The following is a 16895-nucleotide window of genomic DNA, read 5'->3' as shown; positions in this document are numbered from 1 at the left end:
CGGCGCACTCGACTACCTTGAGGGTTCATCCTCCATTGGTGATAGCCGATCATGGCCTTGAAGCACGCAGCATCGGGAGAAGTGGTCAATCTGCTGTCTGCCGCAGCGTCGCCTGATTTCATCTCCCAGGCAATTGTCAGCGCCCCGCGCATCGAGGTCATGCGCCTGGTGTTGCAGGCCGGCAAAGTCATTCCCGGGCACGCCGTGGCCGGCCCTCTGACCTTGCATTGCCTGCAGGGCTGCGTTGACGTGCAGGCCCAGGGCACATGGCATGAAATGCGTGACAACGATCTGATGTACCTGGCCGAAGAGGCCGAGCATGCCCTGCGGGCCAAGGCTGACTCGATCATGCTGGTCACGCTCTTTCGCCCGTCTCATGCATCCATCGACAGCTGAAAATCCGCGAATGACCTCCGTTCAGCCGACCACTGTACTAGCGCCATTAGCTCTGCCCGTTCCGTCGATAGGCTCCTAAGCAACTATTCGCTGATCTGCGTCAGGCCCCATTCCAGAGCTGTTGAGTAGCCTTGGCGTAGTGCTCGCAATGCAGTCGAGCGCACATTAGGGGCTGTGGGAAATGAGTTATCTGGCTTGGCAAGACGATCTGAATACAGGCATTCAAGTCATTGATGACCAGCACAAGCGCATCGTCGATATGATCAATTCCCTGCACCAGGCCAAGGTTAGCGGGGGCAGTGGCGGTGAGGTAGGGGATGTATTGAATGGCTTGGTGGATTACACCCTGTCACATTTCGCCTTCGAGGAGTCGCTGTTGGAGGAGGCCGGCTACGCGTTCACGCGTCCGCACAAGCGAGTCCATGAAATCTTCATCGGTCGGGTCAAGGACTTCAACCTGCGCTTCCAGGCCGGCGAGGACATCACCGATGAGTTACTCGGTTTGCTCTCGCGCTGGTTGTTCAACCATATCCGCAGCGACGATGCCGGCTATGTGCAGGCGGTCAAAGACAACATGAATAGTTTGGTCAGCAATCAACAGGTCGACGGCTGGTTCTCGCGCTCGATGAAGAAATTCTTCAACTGAGGGATTGGCCATCCTGGCGGGGTGGCTCGGCGCAAGACCGCAGTGGCTAACGCTGGCTATCACTCGAGCACCTCCGCGCACGTACAGGCTGACATCCTCGGCTGCAGCAACCCATAAGCGCGGCACCCGCAGCCAGAAGGCTGCGCGCTAAAGCCTTAGCGACAAAATTTTCACATCGTACTTGGCAGACTTCCCGGCGTTTTCTCTGGGTTGGCTGTGGAGTGGTGTCGATGCAATTATCTTTGCGCTACAGGCGGTGGCTGCTGTGCGGCCTGGTACTGGTTGTGCCTGGCTTGGCTTACCCCGCCTGGCGGCATTTCTACCCGGTAACTGCTTCTTCCGATTGGCAATATCAGGTTTTTAAAGCGGATATTGACCGCGTCAGTGCCTTAGCTCTCGATGCTCAGGGCAGACTTTATATCAGTCAGGAATTTTCCGACGGCAAGGGCACGATCCTCAGGCAGAACCGTGACGGTAGCCTGAAAACGGTCTTGCATGGCTTGTCCAAACCAGACGGATTGGCCGCATTTGGCCATGGGGTGGCGGTCAGCCAGGAGGCGGACAAACTACCGCTGTTGCTGTTGCAGGGCGACACGACCGAGCCGCTGTTCTCCAGCGATAGTGTCGAAGGCATCGCCAGCGACGGCCATTACCTGTATGTCATCCAGGACAAGCAACGTGGCCGGCTGTTGCGTTACGACCCAAGCAACGGTGACGTCGTCACCTTGCGTGAGGGGCTGAGTGAGGGCGAAGCGGTCACGGTCTGTGCCGATGGGCGGCTGTTCTATAGCGAGAAGAAAAAGGGCTGGATCAAGCAGTGGCAAGCCACGGGTGAAGACGTTCTGGTGCAGGCCGGTCTCAATCAGCCGGGTTTTTTACTGTGCACCGCCGACGGCCTGTGGATCACTGAAGACAGTACCCATATGGCTCGCTTGCTGCTGCTCGATTCTTCTGGAGAGTTGCAGGTAGTCTTACAACATTTGCGCTCCGCACAAACCATCATCGCCGTGGCACCCGGTCGCTACTTGCTGGCCGAGCAAGGCCGCAAGCGTATTCTCGAACTCAAGCGTCGACCCCACGGAATCTGAACCTATGGTCTCCACTCCGGCCCTCAATCATCCCGCGTGTGCATCTCATCCCACGCGTCCGACCCTGAAAAGTCACCTGGCCTTCACCCTCTTGAGTGCGATGGCGCTGCTGTTGATGTATGCCCTGCTGCGTGTCGCCCTGCTGGTCTACAACCGCGAGTTGATCGGCGTGACGCCGGCGGCTAGCTTTGCCGAAGCCTTTCTCAACGGCCTGCGTTTCGATCTGCGGGTGGTGGTTTATGCCTGCATCCCGTTGCTGCTGTCGTTGCTCAGCGTGCGCGCCATGGCTGCCCGAGGCTTGCAGCGCCTCTGGTTGACGGTATTCGCCAGCATCACCCTGTTTCTCGGTCTGTCCGAACTGGACTTCTACCGCGAGTTTCATCAACGCCTCAACAGCCTGGTGTTCCAGTACTTTCAGGAAGATCCCAAGACTGTCTTGAGCATGCTCTGGAACGGCTTCCCGGTCGGCCGCTATCTGCTGGCCTGGGCCGTGGCGACCTGGTTGCTGAGCAAACTGTTCAAGCGCCTGGACCTGCTCAGCCGGCCAGCGGCCAAGGCGTCATCCGCAACGGGTGCGCCGGCCTGGTATTGGCGTATCGCTACCTTCGGCGTCTGCCTGCTGGTGGCCGTGATTGCGGCCCGTGGCCACATCAGCTCGGGTCCGCCGCTGCGCTGGGGCGATGCCTATACCACCGAGTCGATGTTCGCCAATCAGCTCGGCCTGAATGGCACCTTGACCCTGATCTCGGCTGCCCAAGCCAGTTTTTCCTCGCACCGTGATAACGCCTGGCAGTCGACCATGACCGACCAGCAGGCCCAGGAAACCGTGCGCGAACTGCTACTGACTCCGTACGATCAGCTGGTCGATGCCGACACTGCGGCGATCCGCCGTGACTTCACGCCGCCTGCCGACGCCACCTTACCGATTCGCAATGTGGTGGTGATTTTGATGGAAAGCTTTGCCGGCCACTTCGTCGGCGCCATGGGCTACCCGGGTAATATCACGCCGCACTTCGACAAGCTGGCGCAAGAGGGCCTGTTGTTCGATCGCTTCTTCTCCAACGGCACCCATACCCACCAGGGCATGTTTGCCAGCATGGCCTGCTTCCCCAACCTGCCGAGTTTCGAGTACCTGATGCGCACCCCTGAAGGCGCGAACAAGTTCTCCGGCCTGCCGCAACTGCTCGGCGCTCGTGGTTACGACAACCTGTACGTCTACAACGGCAACTTCCAATGGGACAACCAGTCGGGTTTCTTCAGCAACCAGGGCATGAGCAATTTCATCGGCCGTGAGGACTTCGTCGATCCGGTATTCATGGACCCGACCTGGGGTGTGTCCGACCAGGACATGTTCGACCGAGGGCCAGCGAGTTGGCCAACAACTTCGGCAGCAAACCGTTCTATGCCTTGCTGCAAACCCTGTCCAACCACACCCCCTATGCGCTGCCGGAGAACCTGCCGGTCGAGCCGGTGACCGGTCACGGCTCGGCCGATGAACACCTCACCGCCATGCGCTATGCCGACTGGGCGCTCGGTCAGTTCTTCGACAAGGCGCGCAAGGCGCCATATTTCAAGGACACCCTGTTCGTGGTGGTCGGCGATCATGGTTTCGGCAGCACCGAGCAGCTGACCGAGATGGATCTGTTTCGCTTTAACGTGCCGCTGTTGCTGATCGGCCCGGGCATTCAGGATAAATTCGGCGCCGTCAGCCATACGGTCGGCACCCAGGTCGACATCGTGCCGACCATCATGGGCCGCCTGGGCGGTGAGGTGCGCCACCAGTGCTGGGGCGCGACCTGCTCAATCTGCCCCAAGGTGATCTGGGCATCGGCGTGATCAAGCCCTCGGGCGGCGATCAGACCGTGGCCCTAGTGACCTCGAAGCGCATTCTGATTCAGCCCAAGGGCTTCGAGCCGCGGCTGTATGACTATCGCCTGGGGGCCGAGCCGAGCGCCGAGCGGGTACACAGCGATCTCGATCCTGAACTGCAGCAGAATCTCGAGGCTTTCCTGCAGACGGCCACCAAGAGCTTGCTGGATAACAGTGCTGGTGTGGAGGATGGGCTGCCGGAGCGGCAGTGAGGCGGCTGTAGATACTGCAAAAACGCCGGATTAGCTGCTGTTTTTCGGCTGTTTTGTCGCTTCGCAAACCTTCCGATGGCAAGAGCATCGCGCCGCCTCGACCCTCTCACAAAAGCAGTCAGTGCCCACGATTCACGACCCGACCTCGGGCGATGCTTAGACTGGCGGAGTGCCCCGTAAGCTGTCTGGCAGCGCGGGCAATCGCTGAGTCCGCTACCGGATCGGTCAGAGCCTGTGCCATGCTTTGCAGAGCATCGTTTACAGTGACCAGCGCATTAAGCGATAAGCACTGGGACGCTGGGGCCTGCGTGCTAGATCGAGGTTGCTGACACATGTATCACGGGGAAAGATTCAACGCCTGGACTCACCTGGTCGGTGCCGTGCTGGCGTGCATCGGGGCGCTCTGGCTGCTGGTGCTGGCGAGCCTGGATGGCGAGCCGATGAAGATCGTCAGTGTCGCCATCTACGGCGTCACTTTGCTGCTGCTCTACAGCGTTTCGACCATCTATCACAGCGTGCAGGGGCGGGCGAAGGTGATCATGCGCAAGCTCGATCACCTGTCGATCTACCTGCTGATCGCCGGCAGCTACACGCCGTTCTGTCTGGTGACCTTGCGCGGCCCATGGGGCTGGTCGCTGTTCGCGGTGGTCTGGCTGCTGGCGCTGATTGGCATGCTGCAGGAGATCAAGCCACGCTCCGAGGCACGGGTGTTGTCGATCGTGATCTATGCAGTGATGGGCTGGATCGTCCTGGTGGCGGTCCAGCCGCTACTCGCCACCCTGGGCACTGCGGGCTTCGCCTGGTTGGCGGCGGGTGGCGTTTGCTACACGGTCGGGATTATTTTTTTCGCCTACGACAGCCGCTTTCGTCATTGGCATGGCATCTGGCACCTGTTCGTTATGGCTGGCAGCTTGCTGCACTTTATCGCGATCCTGTTCTACGTCCTCTGACTCACCGCGCGAGCAACGAGAGTGCCCGCGGTTGTTCGCGTCGCCAGCTATACCCGTCGATCAAGGTTATCAGGCCGTGGCGGCAGGTTTGTCGAAGAGTGCCACGCCTTGATCCAGGCATTGGTCAACCAACCATTTGCCGTGCGCTATGGATGCACGCTGGGCACTTTCCAGCTCGGCGAAAAAGGCCTGGTCGAAGGGCAGCGGTAGCCGTCTGGTGATGCGCCCGTCCGGAGTGGTGATATGGCAGCCGCCAGCCCAGGGTGTCGGAATGCCCGGGTGTTCGACAACGTCAGAGCTAATGATGTGGTCGCGGTGGGTGCATTGCATCGTAGTCATGAGATCAACCTCTATGGTTGAAGGCCTCTGACAGATCCGCACGGCTGAAATCGAATCGGTCAACGAGCCTGATGGGCGGCATGGATATCCGTGCTGGGTATAGGCACTGCGCGTTCCTCGCTGCTTTTTCCTACTCTCGATGTATAGCACATGCCGATTCCCTCAAGTCACCGGCGGCCATCCTCGCCTGCGCGGCCTTGCGCTGCTGCCGTGAGCAGACTTGCGCTGAAGGCCGGGTGGCGATCGAACGGCCGCTTTATCGGCCTGATCAGCAAGAGCGGCGTACTCAATCTCGGGTGTCGCACCCTGCGCTGCGGAGGACTTGGCGTAATAGTTCGGCCAGTCCCCACTTGTCAGGTAAACCGAGATCCTCGAATGCTCCTTTAGCAGTATTTACAGTGAAGTAATTTCACCCGGTTCCACAGATTGCAATGCCGGGCTGGCATCGGCGGCATCAAAGGCCAGGCTCAATTGCTGGCCGCGGCCTTCCACCACCGGCCGGTAGTGGGGGTGGGTAAACACATACAGTTCGTTATTCAACACCGCTTCGAGCAACCGATCGGCCACGATAAACGTCTCGATACCCGTGGTTACCGCTTCTTTCGCCTTGGCCGCGACCTCCAGGGTGCGAGGGCTCGGCTTTGCATTAAGCCCAGGAACACCGCCGTATTCCGCCTGACGGTTACGCTCACTGCAATAAATACGGGACTGGGCAAACGCCGGGCAGAGCACTGAAACGCCAATGTCGGCGGATTTGAGCTCCCCTTGCCAACTCTCCGAGAGCGATACCACCGCCGCTTTAGTCGCACAATAAGGACCGGCAAAGGGTATGCCGAGCGTTCCAGCCACCGACGCCACATTGATCACATGGCCACCTTCACCGTGCTCCTTGATCAGCGGAACAAAAACCTGTGCGCCGTAAACCACGCCCATCAGGTTTACATCGATAATCCAGCGCCAGTTGTTTTCCGAAATCCGATCCTGCGGCCCCGCCACCGATACGCCGGCATTGTTCACCAGCACATGTACCTTGCCGAAACATTCCAGGGTAGCCTTGGCCGCTGCTTCCAGCGCATCGCGTTGCGCCACATCGCAGACAACGGCGGCCACACTATGGCCCTCATCTTTCAGCGTTTTCCGCGCCTGCTCCAGCATAACGGCGTCTATGTCCGCCAGCATCACGTTCATGCCCTGCTGCGCAAACGTGCGGGCGATGTGAAAACCGATGCCTTCGGCGGCGCCGGTGATGAATGCGGTTTTGCCAATAAGCGTTTGCATAAAAAATCTTCTACCCCACCTGAATTCCTGGAATTATGTGCGCCGTTTTAAACGACGCACGGGTGTTTTCGCTCAGGCGCTGTCGGTAAGCAGTCGCTCGTCAGAGAGCATGGATATCTAGCCTGGAGTTCGCCTGTCTACCAACAGAATCTGTTGCCTGTATAGGTCGGCATCTTCGGCGTGTATAAGTGCGACAAGACCGCTAGCAGCCTGTCGGACTTGACCGTTCAGCGAGGTAAAGTCCGGCAGCCCGGCTTTTGCGCAGTAGCACAGTGCTAAGTCCGACAGGCGGCTAGACCTTCACCTGTCGTCGCCTGACCCACGCCCCGGAGTTGACCGCCTATGAATGCAGCCGCTGAGTTCACCGCGCCCGCCGCCGACCAAGCCGTTTTGCGCCGCCTGCTGCGTGGCGCGCTGCGGGTTCTGTTCCGTGGCCTGGTGCGCCCGCCGATGCCGATTGCCGGGCAGCGTGCGCTGCTTAGCCTGCTGACGGCAGCAAGTCCGCCGCAGCCTGGGGTCAAACGCAGCGTTGCAACCCTCGGCGGACGGCCCTGCGAGTGGCATCGTCCGCTGCAGGCCAATGGCTGCGTGTTGCTGTATCTGCATGGTGGCGCCTACCTGATCGGCGGGCCGCATACCCATAGAGCGATTTGCACCAGTCTGGCCAAGCGTGGCCAGATCGAGGTGTGTGCTCTGGATTACCGCCTGGCCCCGGAGTTTCCGTATCCGGCGGCACGTGACGATGCGCTGGCGGCCTATCAGGCGCTGTTGGCGGCCGGGTACACCGCCGAGCAGATCGTCATCGGCGGCGATTCCGCGGGCGGCAACCTGAGTCTGATTACCAGCCTGCATCTGCGCGATCTGGGGCAGGCTCAGCCGGCGGCGCTGGTGTGCTTTTCGCCGGTCACCGACTACACCTGCCAGCAGTTGCACAGCCCGGCGGCGGGTGACCCGTTGCTCCATCCCGAGTGGATCGAGCAGGCGATCGGTTTGTATTGTCCGGCGCATATCCCGCGCAACGATCCGGGACTGTCGCCGCTGTTCGCCGACCTGGTCGGCCTGGCGCCGCTGTTGATTCAGGTAGGTGAGGATGAATTGTTGCTCAATGACAGCCTGCGCTTCGCCGAACAGGCTGAGGCGGCGGGGGTGAGCGTGCGTCTGGAGCGTTACCCGGGGCTGTGGCATGTGTTCCAGGCCCACGCCGGCCTGCTCAATGCGGCGGATTTCGCCCTCGATCAGGTCGTACACTTCTTGCGGGAACGAGGCTGCTGAATGAACAACACCCTGCTTGCCGGCATCGTATTGATGCCGCCTTACGTCAACACGGCCATGCTGAGCGGCCAGCGTTTGGTCGTGGCGGTCCTCAAATGTCTGGGCGTCAGGCTCAAGGCCGAAGACCTCGCCGAGGCTGGCTCGTCATGGCACAGCGCAGCGTGATGCTCCGCACAGCCCGTAGCCAGCCTGAATCCGGGATGCGCTTGCAATGCTGCGCCGATGACCGCAAAACCCGGCAACCTGTTGGCGGTCGCCGGTTTTGTCACAAGTTGTCATTTGGTCCTGCAAATCTTTCTGCTTCGCGCTACTCTGCAAGCGACAGCTTCGCGCTATTCGCTCTGAATGGCGCATCGTCGACCAGCCCTGTCTTCAGGTCTGGCTTATGACACATCAAGCAGCTCCTTGCTTGAATCTCGGGCGGCATGGTTACAGGTGTCGCAACACCGTCGCGGTTATGGCGGTTGCAATGGGAAAGCAGTTAATCCTTCCATCGCTGAGGAGATCACTTCATGAGCACAGCCTTGCACGATGATGTCAGTAACGGAGTTTTGCGGCGGATGAAAGAAGGTGGTTTCGACTTCACCAGCTTCCATCCCATCGAGTTCTACGCCATTTTCCCGGATGAGGAGCGGGCTCGCATGGCGACCAGAAACTTTCGTGGTGAGTCCTTGCATGCCTTGGTCACCGAGCGTGATGACGGCGCCTGGCACCTGCAAGTGAGCAAAGTGATGTATGCGACCTACCACGGCATTGGCGACTTCGAACATGACCTGGAGTCGGTCGTGGCCCCGCTTGGCGGCAAGCTGGACGGTTGGGGTGTGACGCAGGAGGTCAAAGGCCTGCAACCTTGATAGCCAGTTAGCTTCCGCCATGAGCATCGGCCGGTTCCTGACTGGCCGATGCGCCTATCTTTCGCTATTGGCCTCTCGACCCGAGCAGCCGCTTTGCTGCAGACTTGGCGGCGGAGGCTGTTAATGAGCGATATCCTGATTCTGACCCACATCGATTATTGTCCGCCGGGCCATTTAGCCAAGGTGCTGGATGAGGCGCGGCTGGATTTTCATACGCTACGGGTCGATCTTGGCGAACTGGAAGGCATTGACCTGGATCGCCCCAAGGCCGTGGCGATCATGGGTGGACCCATGAGCGTCAACGACCCCTTGCCCTGGCTGGCTAGCGAAATAGCGGCGCTGCAGCATTTCATCCGGCGCGATATTCCCCTGATCGGCCACTGCCTGGGTGGTCAGTTGCTGGCCAAGGCGTTGGGCGCCGAAATCAGCCGTATGCCATACACCGAGAGCGGCTGGCAGTTGCTCGAGCAGGTACACGGGGCCGCAGCGAGTCCCTGGTTGGCCCATGTGCCGCAGCAGTTTCCGGTCTTCCAGTGGCACGGTGACACCTTCGGCCTGCCGCAGGGCGCCCAGCCGTTGTTGAGTAGCCCCTGGTGTGACAATCAGGCGTTCAGCTGGGGTGAGAAGATCTTCGCTATGCAGGGGCACCCGGAAATGACCGAGGCGTTGGTGCGGCAATGGCTCGGCGACTGGCTGCATCTGCTCGATGAGCATCAGCCCAGCCAGCAAAGCCAGGCGCAGATGCTCGATGATTTGCCGGGCAAAATAGCCGCCCTCAATCAGGTGGCCGAAGGTTTCTATCGGCATTGGTTGAAGCTGGCGTTGGCTTGAGATGCACGGCACTGCCGCATGGCAGTGCGTGACGCCCGGCGAGCGTTTGATCGTCCTGCAAAACGCCGGCAACCTGGCCACTTCGCAGTCGGTGATCAGCCTGCTGCGCCATCGTCTGGAGGGGCGGCGAAGATTTGCACAATGTATCGAACCTGTTTTCCGCTGCGACCTTGGTGGGCGATACCCTGCGCGAAGTGCTGGCCCACGATGGCGGCGCCACCCTGACTCAGGGCATCGAACTGGGCTGCTCGATTTTGCTCGGTGGGCAGATCCACGGTGAAGTCCCCGGCGCTGTACAACCTAACTTCATCGCCTCTACCGAGGACACCTCGTACTTCCAGGCTGGCGAAAGCAAATACGGCAAGCCGATCCTCGACCGCGCACTGAGTTACCCAACGCCTCTGCAGCTGGCGCTGCGTTGTGCCTTGATTTGCTTCAACTCGACCATCCGCAGCAACCGGTCGGTCGGTATGCCGCTGAATTTGCGGGTCTACCAAGCGGACAGCTTTGAGGTGCCGAGCGGTTTGCGCGTCCGTGAAGGCGATGCCTATTTCGAAGAAATTCGTCAGCAGTGCTGCGGCAGCCTGAGCACACGGCTCGGCCAACTAGCGGAAGCGCCAGGCGATTACTGGGAGTAGCCGCTGGCAGATTTGCTGCGCAGAACGTAATCCTGGCGCATGGGCTGGTGTTTCATTTGCTCGGGTGGGGGCGTCGTGCCCACCGCCGGCATCGGCTGTTGTGCTTTTAACCAGGAGCAGTAGCCTTCACGTTACCCTTCGGCACCTTGCGCCCGGCCATATGCCGCAGGTAATCGAGTAGCTGCGCCAGTTCGGCATCGCTCAATACCGCCGCTGCGAATCCCGGCATCCGGCCTTGCGGCCAGCGCCGCAGGTGCTGCGGGTTGCGGATATAGGTGTGGAGGAAATCAGCCGCGAAATACTCAGTCGGGTTATGCGGCACATTCAAGTCGGGGCCGAATTGCGAGTCACCGGCAGTATTCAGGCGATGGCAGGCCATGCAGTGCTTCTGGTACTGCACGAAGCCGGCCTGCACCTGCGCAGGAGCATCGGTGGCGGGCAGTAATTGTGGAAAGCGTTCGGTTACAGCCGCCAGCTTGCGGATGCGTGCGACCTGAAACGGCCACTGCTCCGGGCCGATATGACTGGCCGCAGGGTGTTGCCAGACCAGATAAAACGGCCCGGCACTGGGTTTTCCGGTCGCCAGGGGTGGCCAGGGCATAGCCGGATCTTCCACCGCCAGCCAGGCCTGCGCGCCGCTTTGGTTGAGCACGGCGGCCGCCGGCAGTTCTGCGGCAAAACCATCGAGTGCCACTACTTGTAGATGGTCGCCAGGTTGCACGCCGTCGAGCAGCGCCGCCAGCGGCACCGCGCGGTAGCTCATGACGCGCTTGTAGCTGACGTCATCGGCAATCTCAATGTGCTGGGCCTGAGGGTGGGCGAGTAATTCGGCGCTGCTCCAGATCTGGCTGGCGTTGCCGAGTTGCAGTCGCAACTCGGCGCTCTGCGTGGCGCTACTCAGCGTCAGCAAGGCAAGCAGCACTACCCGCAGATTCAATTTTGCTGGGCCAGTGCCTGCTTCAGCTGGTCGTAGCCGCCAGCGTTGATCACGTTGCGATAACCCAGTTGCACCAGGCTGTCCTGGGCGAGTGCCGAGCGCCTGCCGCTGCGGCAATAGAGCACGATGGGCGTGTTTTTATCGGGGGCCAAGGCGGCAATCTGCGTAGCGATCTGCTCATGGCCAATACGGCTGGCTCCGGGCAGGGCGCCGGCGGAGAATTCTTCTGCAGTGCGTACATCAATCAGCACCGCGTCAGGTGTTTGCAGTGCAATAACCGCGCGCTGTAGCGAGATTTCATCTGCGGCAAGCGGCAAGCTGAGTAACAGTGCCAGAACGGTAGCCAAGACACGCATGCAGAACTCCTCGGGGAAATATCGATCATCGAGGCCTTAGCATAATTGAAAATGCCCGAGCGCAAGCGCCGGCGTTGCCAGTGGTTGACCTAGCCATGGCTGCCACTCTTGCCAGTGCCGTGCTGCGTTGCCGCGTTTCATGCGGCACACAGCAACTGGACGGGGAAGGGGTCAGCCGACCAGACGGGTCAGGTTGGGAAGAATCAGGATCAAGGCCGTGGCGAATACGATCAGACTCGCTTGCCGGATTTTTGGCTGTTTGAACATGGCCATCTGCCTTTTGTTTTTGTTGGTGTGGCGTCGAATACCCGCTCTAAAGGCCTGTCGGGCTGCAGCGTCACGCCTGGGCGTGGACGGAACAACCACCCCGGAAAAACCCGGCGGCGGCACCTACTTTTGTAACTCTATTTCCGTGTAGTCATGCTAACTCTAGGGTGCATGTCACAGATCGCTTAGATGACTTGGTTGCTAGCCGCCTAAAATTTGAAACATTCAGTTATGCCTGGTTCGGCAAAGAGCCTGAGCAACCCTTGAACCAGAGCCATTAGACCGGCCTGTGCCTGCATAACGCCAGCAGGTGACCGTTCGTCTGAGCAGAGTGGTCAATGTGCCTGAGCACTTCGGTCATTGAGCTTGGTTAGGCTGAGGGTATGGTAGAGCCACTCATCAATAACTGGCGCAATCTGGTTCCGGGAGTCTGCCGGACCCAGGGTCGCTCTACTTGCCGAAGCCCGACAGCCGCCTGTCAGCTAACGACGCGCCAGTAACTATCCCTCCGCTGGAAATTCGAGGACGTCATGACCGAAGCATTTATTTTCGATGCGGTGCGCACGCCCCGCGGAAAAGGCAAGAAAGACGGCGCGCTCTACAGCGTTAAACCAGTCAACCTGGTCGCTGGTCTGCTCAACGCCCTGCAAGTGCGCAACAACCTGGATACCAGTCAGGTCGATGACATCGTGCTCGGCTGTGTGACCCCCGTGGGTGACCAGGGCGCCGATATCGCCAAGACCGCCGCCATGGTCGCCGACTGGGACGTCAGTGTCTCGGGCATGCAGCTCAATCGCTTCTGCGCATCGGGCCTGGAGGCGGTGAACCTGGGCGCGATGAAAGTGCGCTCCGGTTTCGAGGACCTGGTGGTAGTGGGCGGCGTCGAGTCGATGTCGCGCGTGCCCATGGGCTCCGATGGCGGCGCTTGGGTCATGGACCCGGCGACCAATCTGCACAGCCATTTCACCCCCCAGGGCATCGGTGCCGATCTGATCGCCACCCTAGAGGGCTTCAGTCGTGCCGATGTCGACGCCTATGCCCTGCGCTCGCAGCAGAAGGCGGCGCGCGCGCGCGCCGATGGCTCGTTCGACAAGACGCTGATCCCGGTGACCGACCAGAACGGTGTCGTGCTGCTCGATCACGATGAGCTCATTCGCGGCGACAGCACCCTGGAGGGCCTGGGCAAGCTCAAGCCGAGCTTCGAAGTGATGGGGCAGATGGGCTTCGACAGCACCGCGCTGCGGGTCTACAGCCATGTCGAGCAGATCAACCACGTGCACACCCCGGGCAACAGCTCCGGCATAGTCGACGGCTCGGCGTTGATGCTGATCGGCAGCGCGGCCAAGGGCAAGGAGTTGGGTTTGCAGCCGCGGGCGCGCATCGTCGCTACGGCAGTGATCGGTACCGACCCGACCATCATGCTCACCGGCCCGGCACCGGCTACGCGCAAGGCGCTGGCCAAGGCCGGCTTGACTGTCAGCGACATCGATCTGTTCGAGGTCAACGAAGCTTTTGCCTCGGTGGTGATGAAGTTCATGAAGGACATGGGCGTGAGCGAAGACAAGGTCAACGTCAACGGCGGCTCCATCGCCATGGGCCACCCGCTAGGGGCTACCGGCTGCGCGATCCTCGGCACCCTGCTCGATGAACTGGAGAAGCGCCAGTTGCGCTATGGCCTGGCCACCCTCTGCGTGGGCGGTGGGATGGGTATCGCGACGATTATCGAGCGTATCTGACCCGTAGGATGGGTGGAGCGAAGGGATACCCATCGATGGGTATTGCAGGCTCACCCCATCCTACGCCGCTGATGATCGCGGGCATGAACTGGGCGTCCCCGCCGCTCCTACGGTTTCTGCGTTGCCCTCCAGTCGAGCGCAACTGCCTGCAAGAAAGGAATTAAGTAATGACTGACGCCATCCGTTACGAAAAGGGCCAGGACAATATTGTCGTCCTGACCATGGACATGCCTGGCCAGAGTGCCAACACCATGAACGCGGTGTACCGCGAGTCCATGGGTAAAACCGTTGCGCGCCTGGAAGCCGAAAAGGATTCCATCGCCGGGGTGATTGTGACCTCGGCGAAGAAGACCTTCTTCGCTGGCGGCGACCTGGGTGAACTGATCAAGGTCACCAAGGCCGACGCCCAAGCCTTCTACGCGATGATCCTGAATATCAAAGGCCAACTGCGCCGCCTGGAAACCCTGGGCAAACCGGTGGTGGCGGCGATCAATGGCGCGGCCCTGGGTGGTGGTTGGGAAATCTGCCTGGCCTGTCATCACCGCATTGCCCTGGACAGTTCCAGCGTGCAACTCGGGCTGCCGGAAGTGACCCTCGGCCTGCTGCCCGGCGGCGGCGGGGTGGTGCGCATGGTGCGCCTGCTGGGGCTGGAAAAGGCCCTGCCGTATCTGCTCGAAGGCAAGAAGGTACGCCCGGATGCCGCGCTCAAGGCTGGCCTGATCCATGAGTTGGCCTCCGACAAGGAGGACCTGCTGGCCAAGGCCCGCGCCTGGATTGTCGCTAACCCGGCACCCAAGCAGCCATGGGATGTGACCGGCTACAAGATCCCCGGCGGCACGCCATCAAGCCCCTACGTGGCGCAGATGCTCGCCATCGCCCCGAGCGTGCTACGCGACAAGACCAAGGGCTGCTTCCCCGCACCGGAGAAGATCATGTGCGCCGCGGTCGAGGGCGCCCAGGTTGACTTCGACACCGCACAGATCATCGAGGCGCGCTACTTCACCGAGCTGACCACCGGGCAAGTGGCGAAGAACATGATTGGCACCTTCTGGTTCCAGCTCAATGAAATCAACGCCGGCGGTTCACGCCCGCAAGGCTTCGCGCCCTATGTGACCAAGAAGGTCGGCGTGCTCGGTGCCGGCATGATGGGGGCGGGCATCGCCTATGTGTCTGCTGCCGCTGGCATCGAGGTGGTGCTCAAGGACGTCTCGCTGGAAGCCGCAGAGAAGGGTAAGGCCTACTCGGCCAAGCTGCTGGAGAAGAAGGTCGGCCGTGGCCAGATGAGCGCCGAGAAACGCGACGCTTTTCTCGCGCGGATCACCCCGAGCGCCCGCGAGGCGGACTTCGAGGGCTGCGACCTGATCATCGAGGCGGTATTCGAGGACCGCGACCTCAAGGCTAAGGTCACCTCGGCGGCCGAAGCCGCGGCGCTGCCCGGTGCGCTGATCGCCTCGAACACCTCGACCCTGCCGATCACCGGCCTGGCCAGCGCGGTGCAGAACCAGGACAAGTTTATCGGCCTGCATTTCTTCAGCCCGGTGGAGAAGATGCCGCTGGTGGAAATCATCAAAGGCGAGCGCACCAGCGACGAAACCCTGGCCCGCGGTTTCGACTACGTCATGCAGATCAACAAGACCCCGATAGTGGTCAACGACAGCCGGGGTTTTTTCACCTCGCGGGTGTTCGGCACCTTCACCAATGAAGGCATTGCCATGCTCGGCGAGGGCGTGTCGGCGGCGATGATCGAAAACGAAGCGCGCAAGGCCGGCATGCCGGTCGGCCCGCTGGCGATCAGTGACGAAGTGTCCATGAGCCTGATGAACCACATTCGTCAGCAGACCCTCAAGGATCTGGCCGAAGAGGGCAAGAGCAGCGCGCAGCACCCGGCCTTCGCGGTGATCGAGCTGATGCTCAATGAATACAAACGTCCGGGCAAAGCGGCCGGTGCGGGTTTCTACGAGTACCCGGTCGGTGGCAAGAAGCACCTGTGGCCGAATCTCAAGGCTCGTTTCGAAAAACCTGACGCACAGATATCGCAGCAGGATGTGCGCGACCGTATCCTGTTCATCCAGGCCATCGAGACCGTGCGCTGCGTGGAGGAGGGTGTGCTCACGTCGGTGTCGGATGCCAACATCGGTTCGATCTTCGGCATCGGCTTCGCCGCCTGGACCGGTGGGGCGCTGCAGTTCATCAACCAGTACGGCATCCGCGATTTCGTTGGCCGCGCTCAGTACCTGGCCGAGCAGTATGGCGAGCGCTTCCTACCACCGGCCTTGCTGTTGGAGAAAGCTGCGAGGAACGAAAACTTCTGACCCTGTCAGTCGATGTGGAGATTCTGCTCGCGTAGCAACGTCGTAGCGAAATATGGGCTGCTGCGCGAGCTAGTTTCGCGCAAGCGTTCTGCTGCACGGCGCTGGCTTGGCTCTGTGCTTTCGCGTGGTTCAGACTCAGCAAGGGGATGGCGATCATCAGGTACAGCCCGATACTGGCCAGGGCGCCATTGCGTGTGTACTTGATGGTCAAACTGCTCATATCCCTGCTCCGTGATGCCGACGTTTGCTTGCGCTCAGTTGATTAGAGATTAAATTGATTTAAAAAAGCATTAATCACGCTTTAGTGATTAATGATTTAGATGTATCTGTGTGTAGAAACAGACCAAAAAACTGACATCACGCTGGGTAATGAGGTGCCGTTACCAACTCGGGTGTGCGCCCCGCCAATCGCTGCTCAGCATTCCTGGCGGCCGCATACCAGCCGCTGAATGGCCTGGCGCTCGCTTAACTGGGTCGGCATCTTCAGGGTGGTCAGGGTGCCGTCGCTCAAATGGATGACCAGTTCGCTCTCGAAGTGAATGACGCTTTGATCGACGCTGGCGTAGGTGATGGCGTACACGTTCTGCTCCGAGACCAGTTTGCTGTTACTCATGGCGGCAATTCTTGGATGTCGGCGCTGCCCTGCGGCAACGTCGGCTGGCTTAGTTATGGGTGGTTTTTTTGGCACTGCCGACAAAGGCGGAGGCGGCAAGCAAGCTGGCAATAGCGGCGAAATTGTTCATGGCGATTATCCTTCTGCGATGGTTGGGCGATGCCCGATGAACAGATCATCCTCGCGTGGTGTCAGCGGCAGAAGTGAATGGGCGTTATGGTGACTATCGAACGCGCTGATACAGGCGCAGACTGGGTTATCGGTCGATTTTGTGCCTGGTTGACGACTCGCCCTCTTGCCT

16 protein-coding genes and 1 pseudogene are annotated in these 16895 nt (G+C 60.3%); 12 read left to right on the top strand and 5 right to left on the bottom strand.

Annotation, left to right across the window (positions count from 1 at the left end):
• The first annotated feature begins 51 nt into the window (after window positions 1–51).
• From B2D37_RS07590 to B2D37_RS07570, 5 genes and pseudogenes are all read left to right on the top strand, one after another.
• On the top strand, window positions 52–396 hold the full coding sequence (locus tag B2D37_RS07590) for a hypothetical protein (RefSeq protein ID WP_079202135.1): 345 nt from the start codon (window positions 52–54) through the stop codon (window positions 394–396).
• A 181-nt stretch (window positions 397–577) separates the two neighbouring features.
• Window positions 578–1042: a bacteriohemerythrin gene (locus tag B2D37_RS07585; RefSeq protein ID WP_079202134.1), complete on the top strand. Its 465-nt coding sequence runs from the start codon at window positions 578–580 to the stop codon at window positions 1040–1042.
• A gap of 230 nt (window positions 1043–1272) precedes the next feature.
• Window positions 1273–2130, top strand: coding sequence for a hypothetical protein (locus tag B2D37_RS07580; protein ID WP_079202133.1), 858 nt, complete (start codon window positions 1273–1275; stop codon window positions 2128–2130).
• 4 nt (window positions 2131–2134) lie between these two features.
• A pseudogene (locus B2D37_RS07575) lies at window positions 2135–4211 on the top strand (LTA synthase family protein).
• 332 nt (window positions 4212–4543) lie between these two features.
• The gene (locus tag B2D37_RS07570) at window positions 4544–5161 is read left to right on the top strand and encodes a hemolysin III family protein (protein WP_079202132.1); all 618 of its coding nucleotides are present in this window, start codon (window positions 4544–4546) and stop codon (window positions 5159–5161) included.
• Between the two features lie 69 nt (window positions 5162–5230).
• Here B2D37_RS07570 and B2D37_RS07565 read toward each other — a convergent pair whose 3' ends face one another.
• Together B2D37_RS07565 and B2D37_RS07560 are read right to left on the bottom strand one after the other, a co-directional pair.
• Window positions 5231–5500, bottom strand: a complete 270-nt coding sequence (locus tag B2D37_RS07565) for a hypothetical protein (RefSeq protein ID WP_079202131.1) — start codon at window positions 5498–5500, stop codon at window positions 5231–5233.
• 393 nt (window positions 5501–5893) lie between these two features.
• The gene (locus tag B2D37_RS07560) at window positions 5894–6778 is read right to left on the bottom strand and encodes an SDR family NAD(P)-dependent oxidoreductase (RefSeq protein ID WP_079202130.1); all 885 of its coding nucleotides are present in this window, start codon (window positions 6776–6778) and stop codon (window positions 5894–5896) included.
• A gap of 342 nt (window positions 6779–7120) precedes the next feature.
• Here B2D37_RS07560 and B2D37_RS07555 point away from each other — a divergent pair, with 342 nt between their 5' ends.
• The 5 genes from B2D37_RS07555 (at window position 7121) to B2D37_RS07540 (ending at window position 10373) form a co-directional block, all read left to right on the top strand.
• Complete coding sequence (locus tag B2D37_RS07555) at window positions 7121–8050, top strand: alpha/beta hydrolase (protein WP_079202129.1); 930 nt, start codon at window positions 7121–7123, stop codon at window positions 8048–8050.
• Window positions 8051–8215, top strand: a complete 165-nt coding sequence (locus B2D37_RS23050; protein WP_154067058.1) for a hypothetical protein — start codon at window positions 8051–8053, stop codon at window positions 8213–8215.
• 347 nt (window positions 8216–8562) lie between these two features.
• Complete coding sequence (locus B2D37_RS07550) at window positions 8563–8904, top strand: ribonuclease E inhibitor RraB (RefSeq protein WP_079202128.1); 342 nt, start codon at window positions 8563–8565, stop codon at window positions 8902–8904.
• A gap of 123 nt (window positions 8905–9027) precedes the next feature.
• Window positions 9028–9735 (top strand): type 1 glutamine amidotransferase, encoded by a 708-nt coding sequence (locus tag B2D37_RS07545; protein ID WP_079202127.1) that lies wholly within the window; start codon window positions 9028–9030, stop codon window positions 9733–9735.
• A 134-nt stretch (window positions 9736–9869) separates the two neighbouring features.
• Window positions 9870–10373: a hypothetical protein gene (locus tag B2D37_RS07540; protein ID WP_079202126.1), complete on the top strand. Its 504-nt coding sequence runs from the start codon at window positions 9870–9872 to the stop codon at window positions 10371–10373.
• Between the two features lie 106 nt (window positions 10374–10479).
• On the opposite strand, the gene B2D37_RS07535 is transcribed toward B2D37_RS07540, so the two are convergent.
• Both B2D37_RS07535 and B2D37_RS07530 read right to left on the bottom strand, forming a co-directional pair.
• Window positions 10480–11304, bottom strand: coding sequence for a cytochrome c (locus B2D37_RS07535; protein ID WP_079204929.1), 825 nt, complete (start codon window positions 11302–11304; stop codon window positions 10480–10482).
• A 2-nt stretch (window positions 11305–11306) separates the two neighbouring features.
• Window positions 11307–11666 (bottom strand): rhodanese-like domain-containing protein, encoded by a 360-nt coding sequence (locus tag B2D37_RS07530; protein WP_079202125.1) that lies wholly within the window; start codon window positions 11664–11666, stop codon window positions 11307–11309.
• A 797-nt stretch (window positions 11667–12463) separates the two neighbouring features.
• Between B2D37_RS07530 and B2D37_RS07525 the strand changes: the two genes are divergently transcribed.
• Window positions 12464–13669, top strand: a complete 1206-nt coding sequence (locus B2D37_RS07525) for an acetyl-CoA C-acetyltransferase (RefSeq protein WP_079202124.1) — start codon at window positions 12464–12466, stop codon at window positions 13667–13669.
• A gap of 167 nt (window positions 13670–13836) precedes the next feature.
• Window positions 13837–15981, top strand: coding sequence for a 3-hydroxyacyl-CoA dehydrogenase NAD-binding domain-containing protein (locus B2D37_RS07520; protein ID WP_079202123.1), 2145 nt, complete (start codon window positions 13837–13839; stop codon window positions 15979–15981).
• Between the two features lie 415 nt (window positions 15982–16396).
• Here the strand turns inward: B2D37_RS07520 and ptrC are convergent, their stop codons facing one another.
• A complete protein-coding gene (ptrC, locus tag B2D37_RS07515) occupies window positions 16397–16594 on the bottom strand; it encodes a type III secretion system co-regulatory protein PtrC (RefSeq protein ID WP_079202122.1) in 198 nt (65 codons plus the stop codon).
• Window positions 16595–16895: the final 301 nt, after the last annotated feature.

The organism is Pseudomonas sp. CC6-YY-74, assembly GCF_002025205.1.
Lineage (GTDB): Bacteria > Pseudomonadota > Gammaproteobacteria > Pseudomonadales > Pseudomonadaceae > Aquipseudomonas > Aquipseudomonas paeninsulae.
This window is presented reverse-complemented; position numbering and strand designations above follow the sequence as displayed.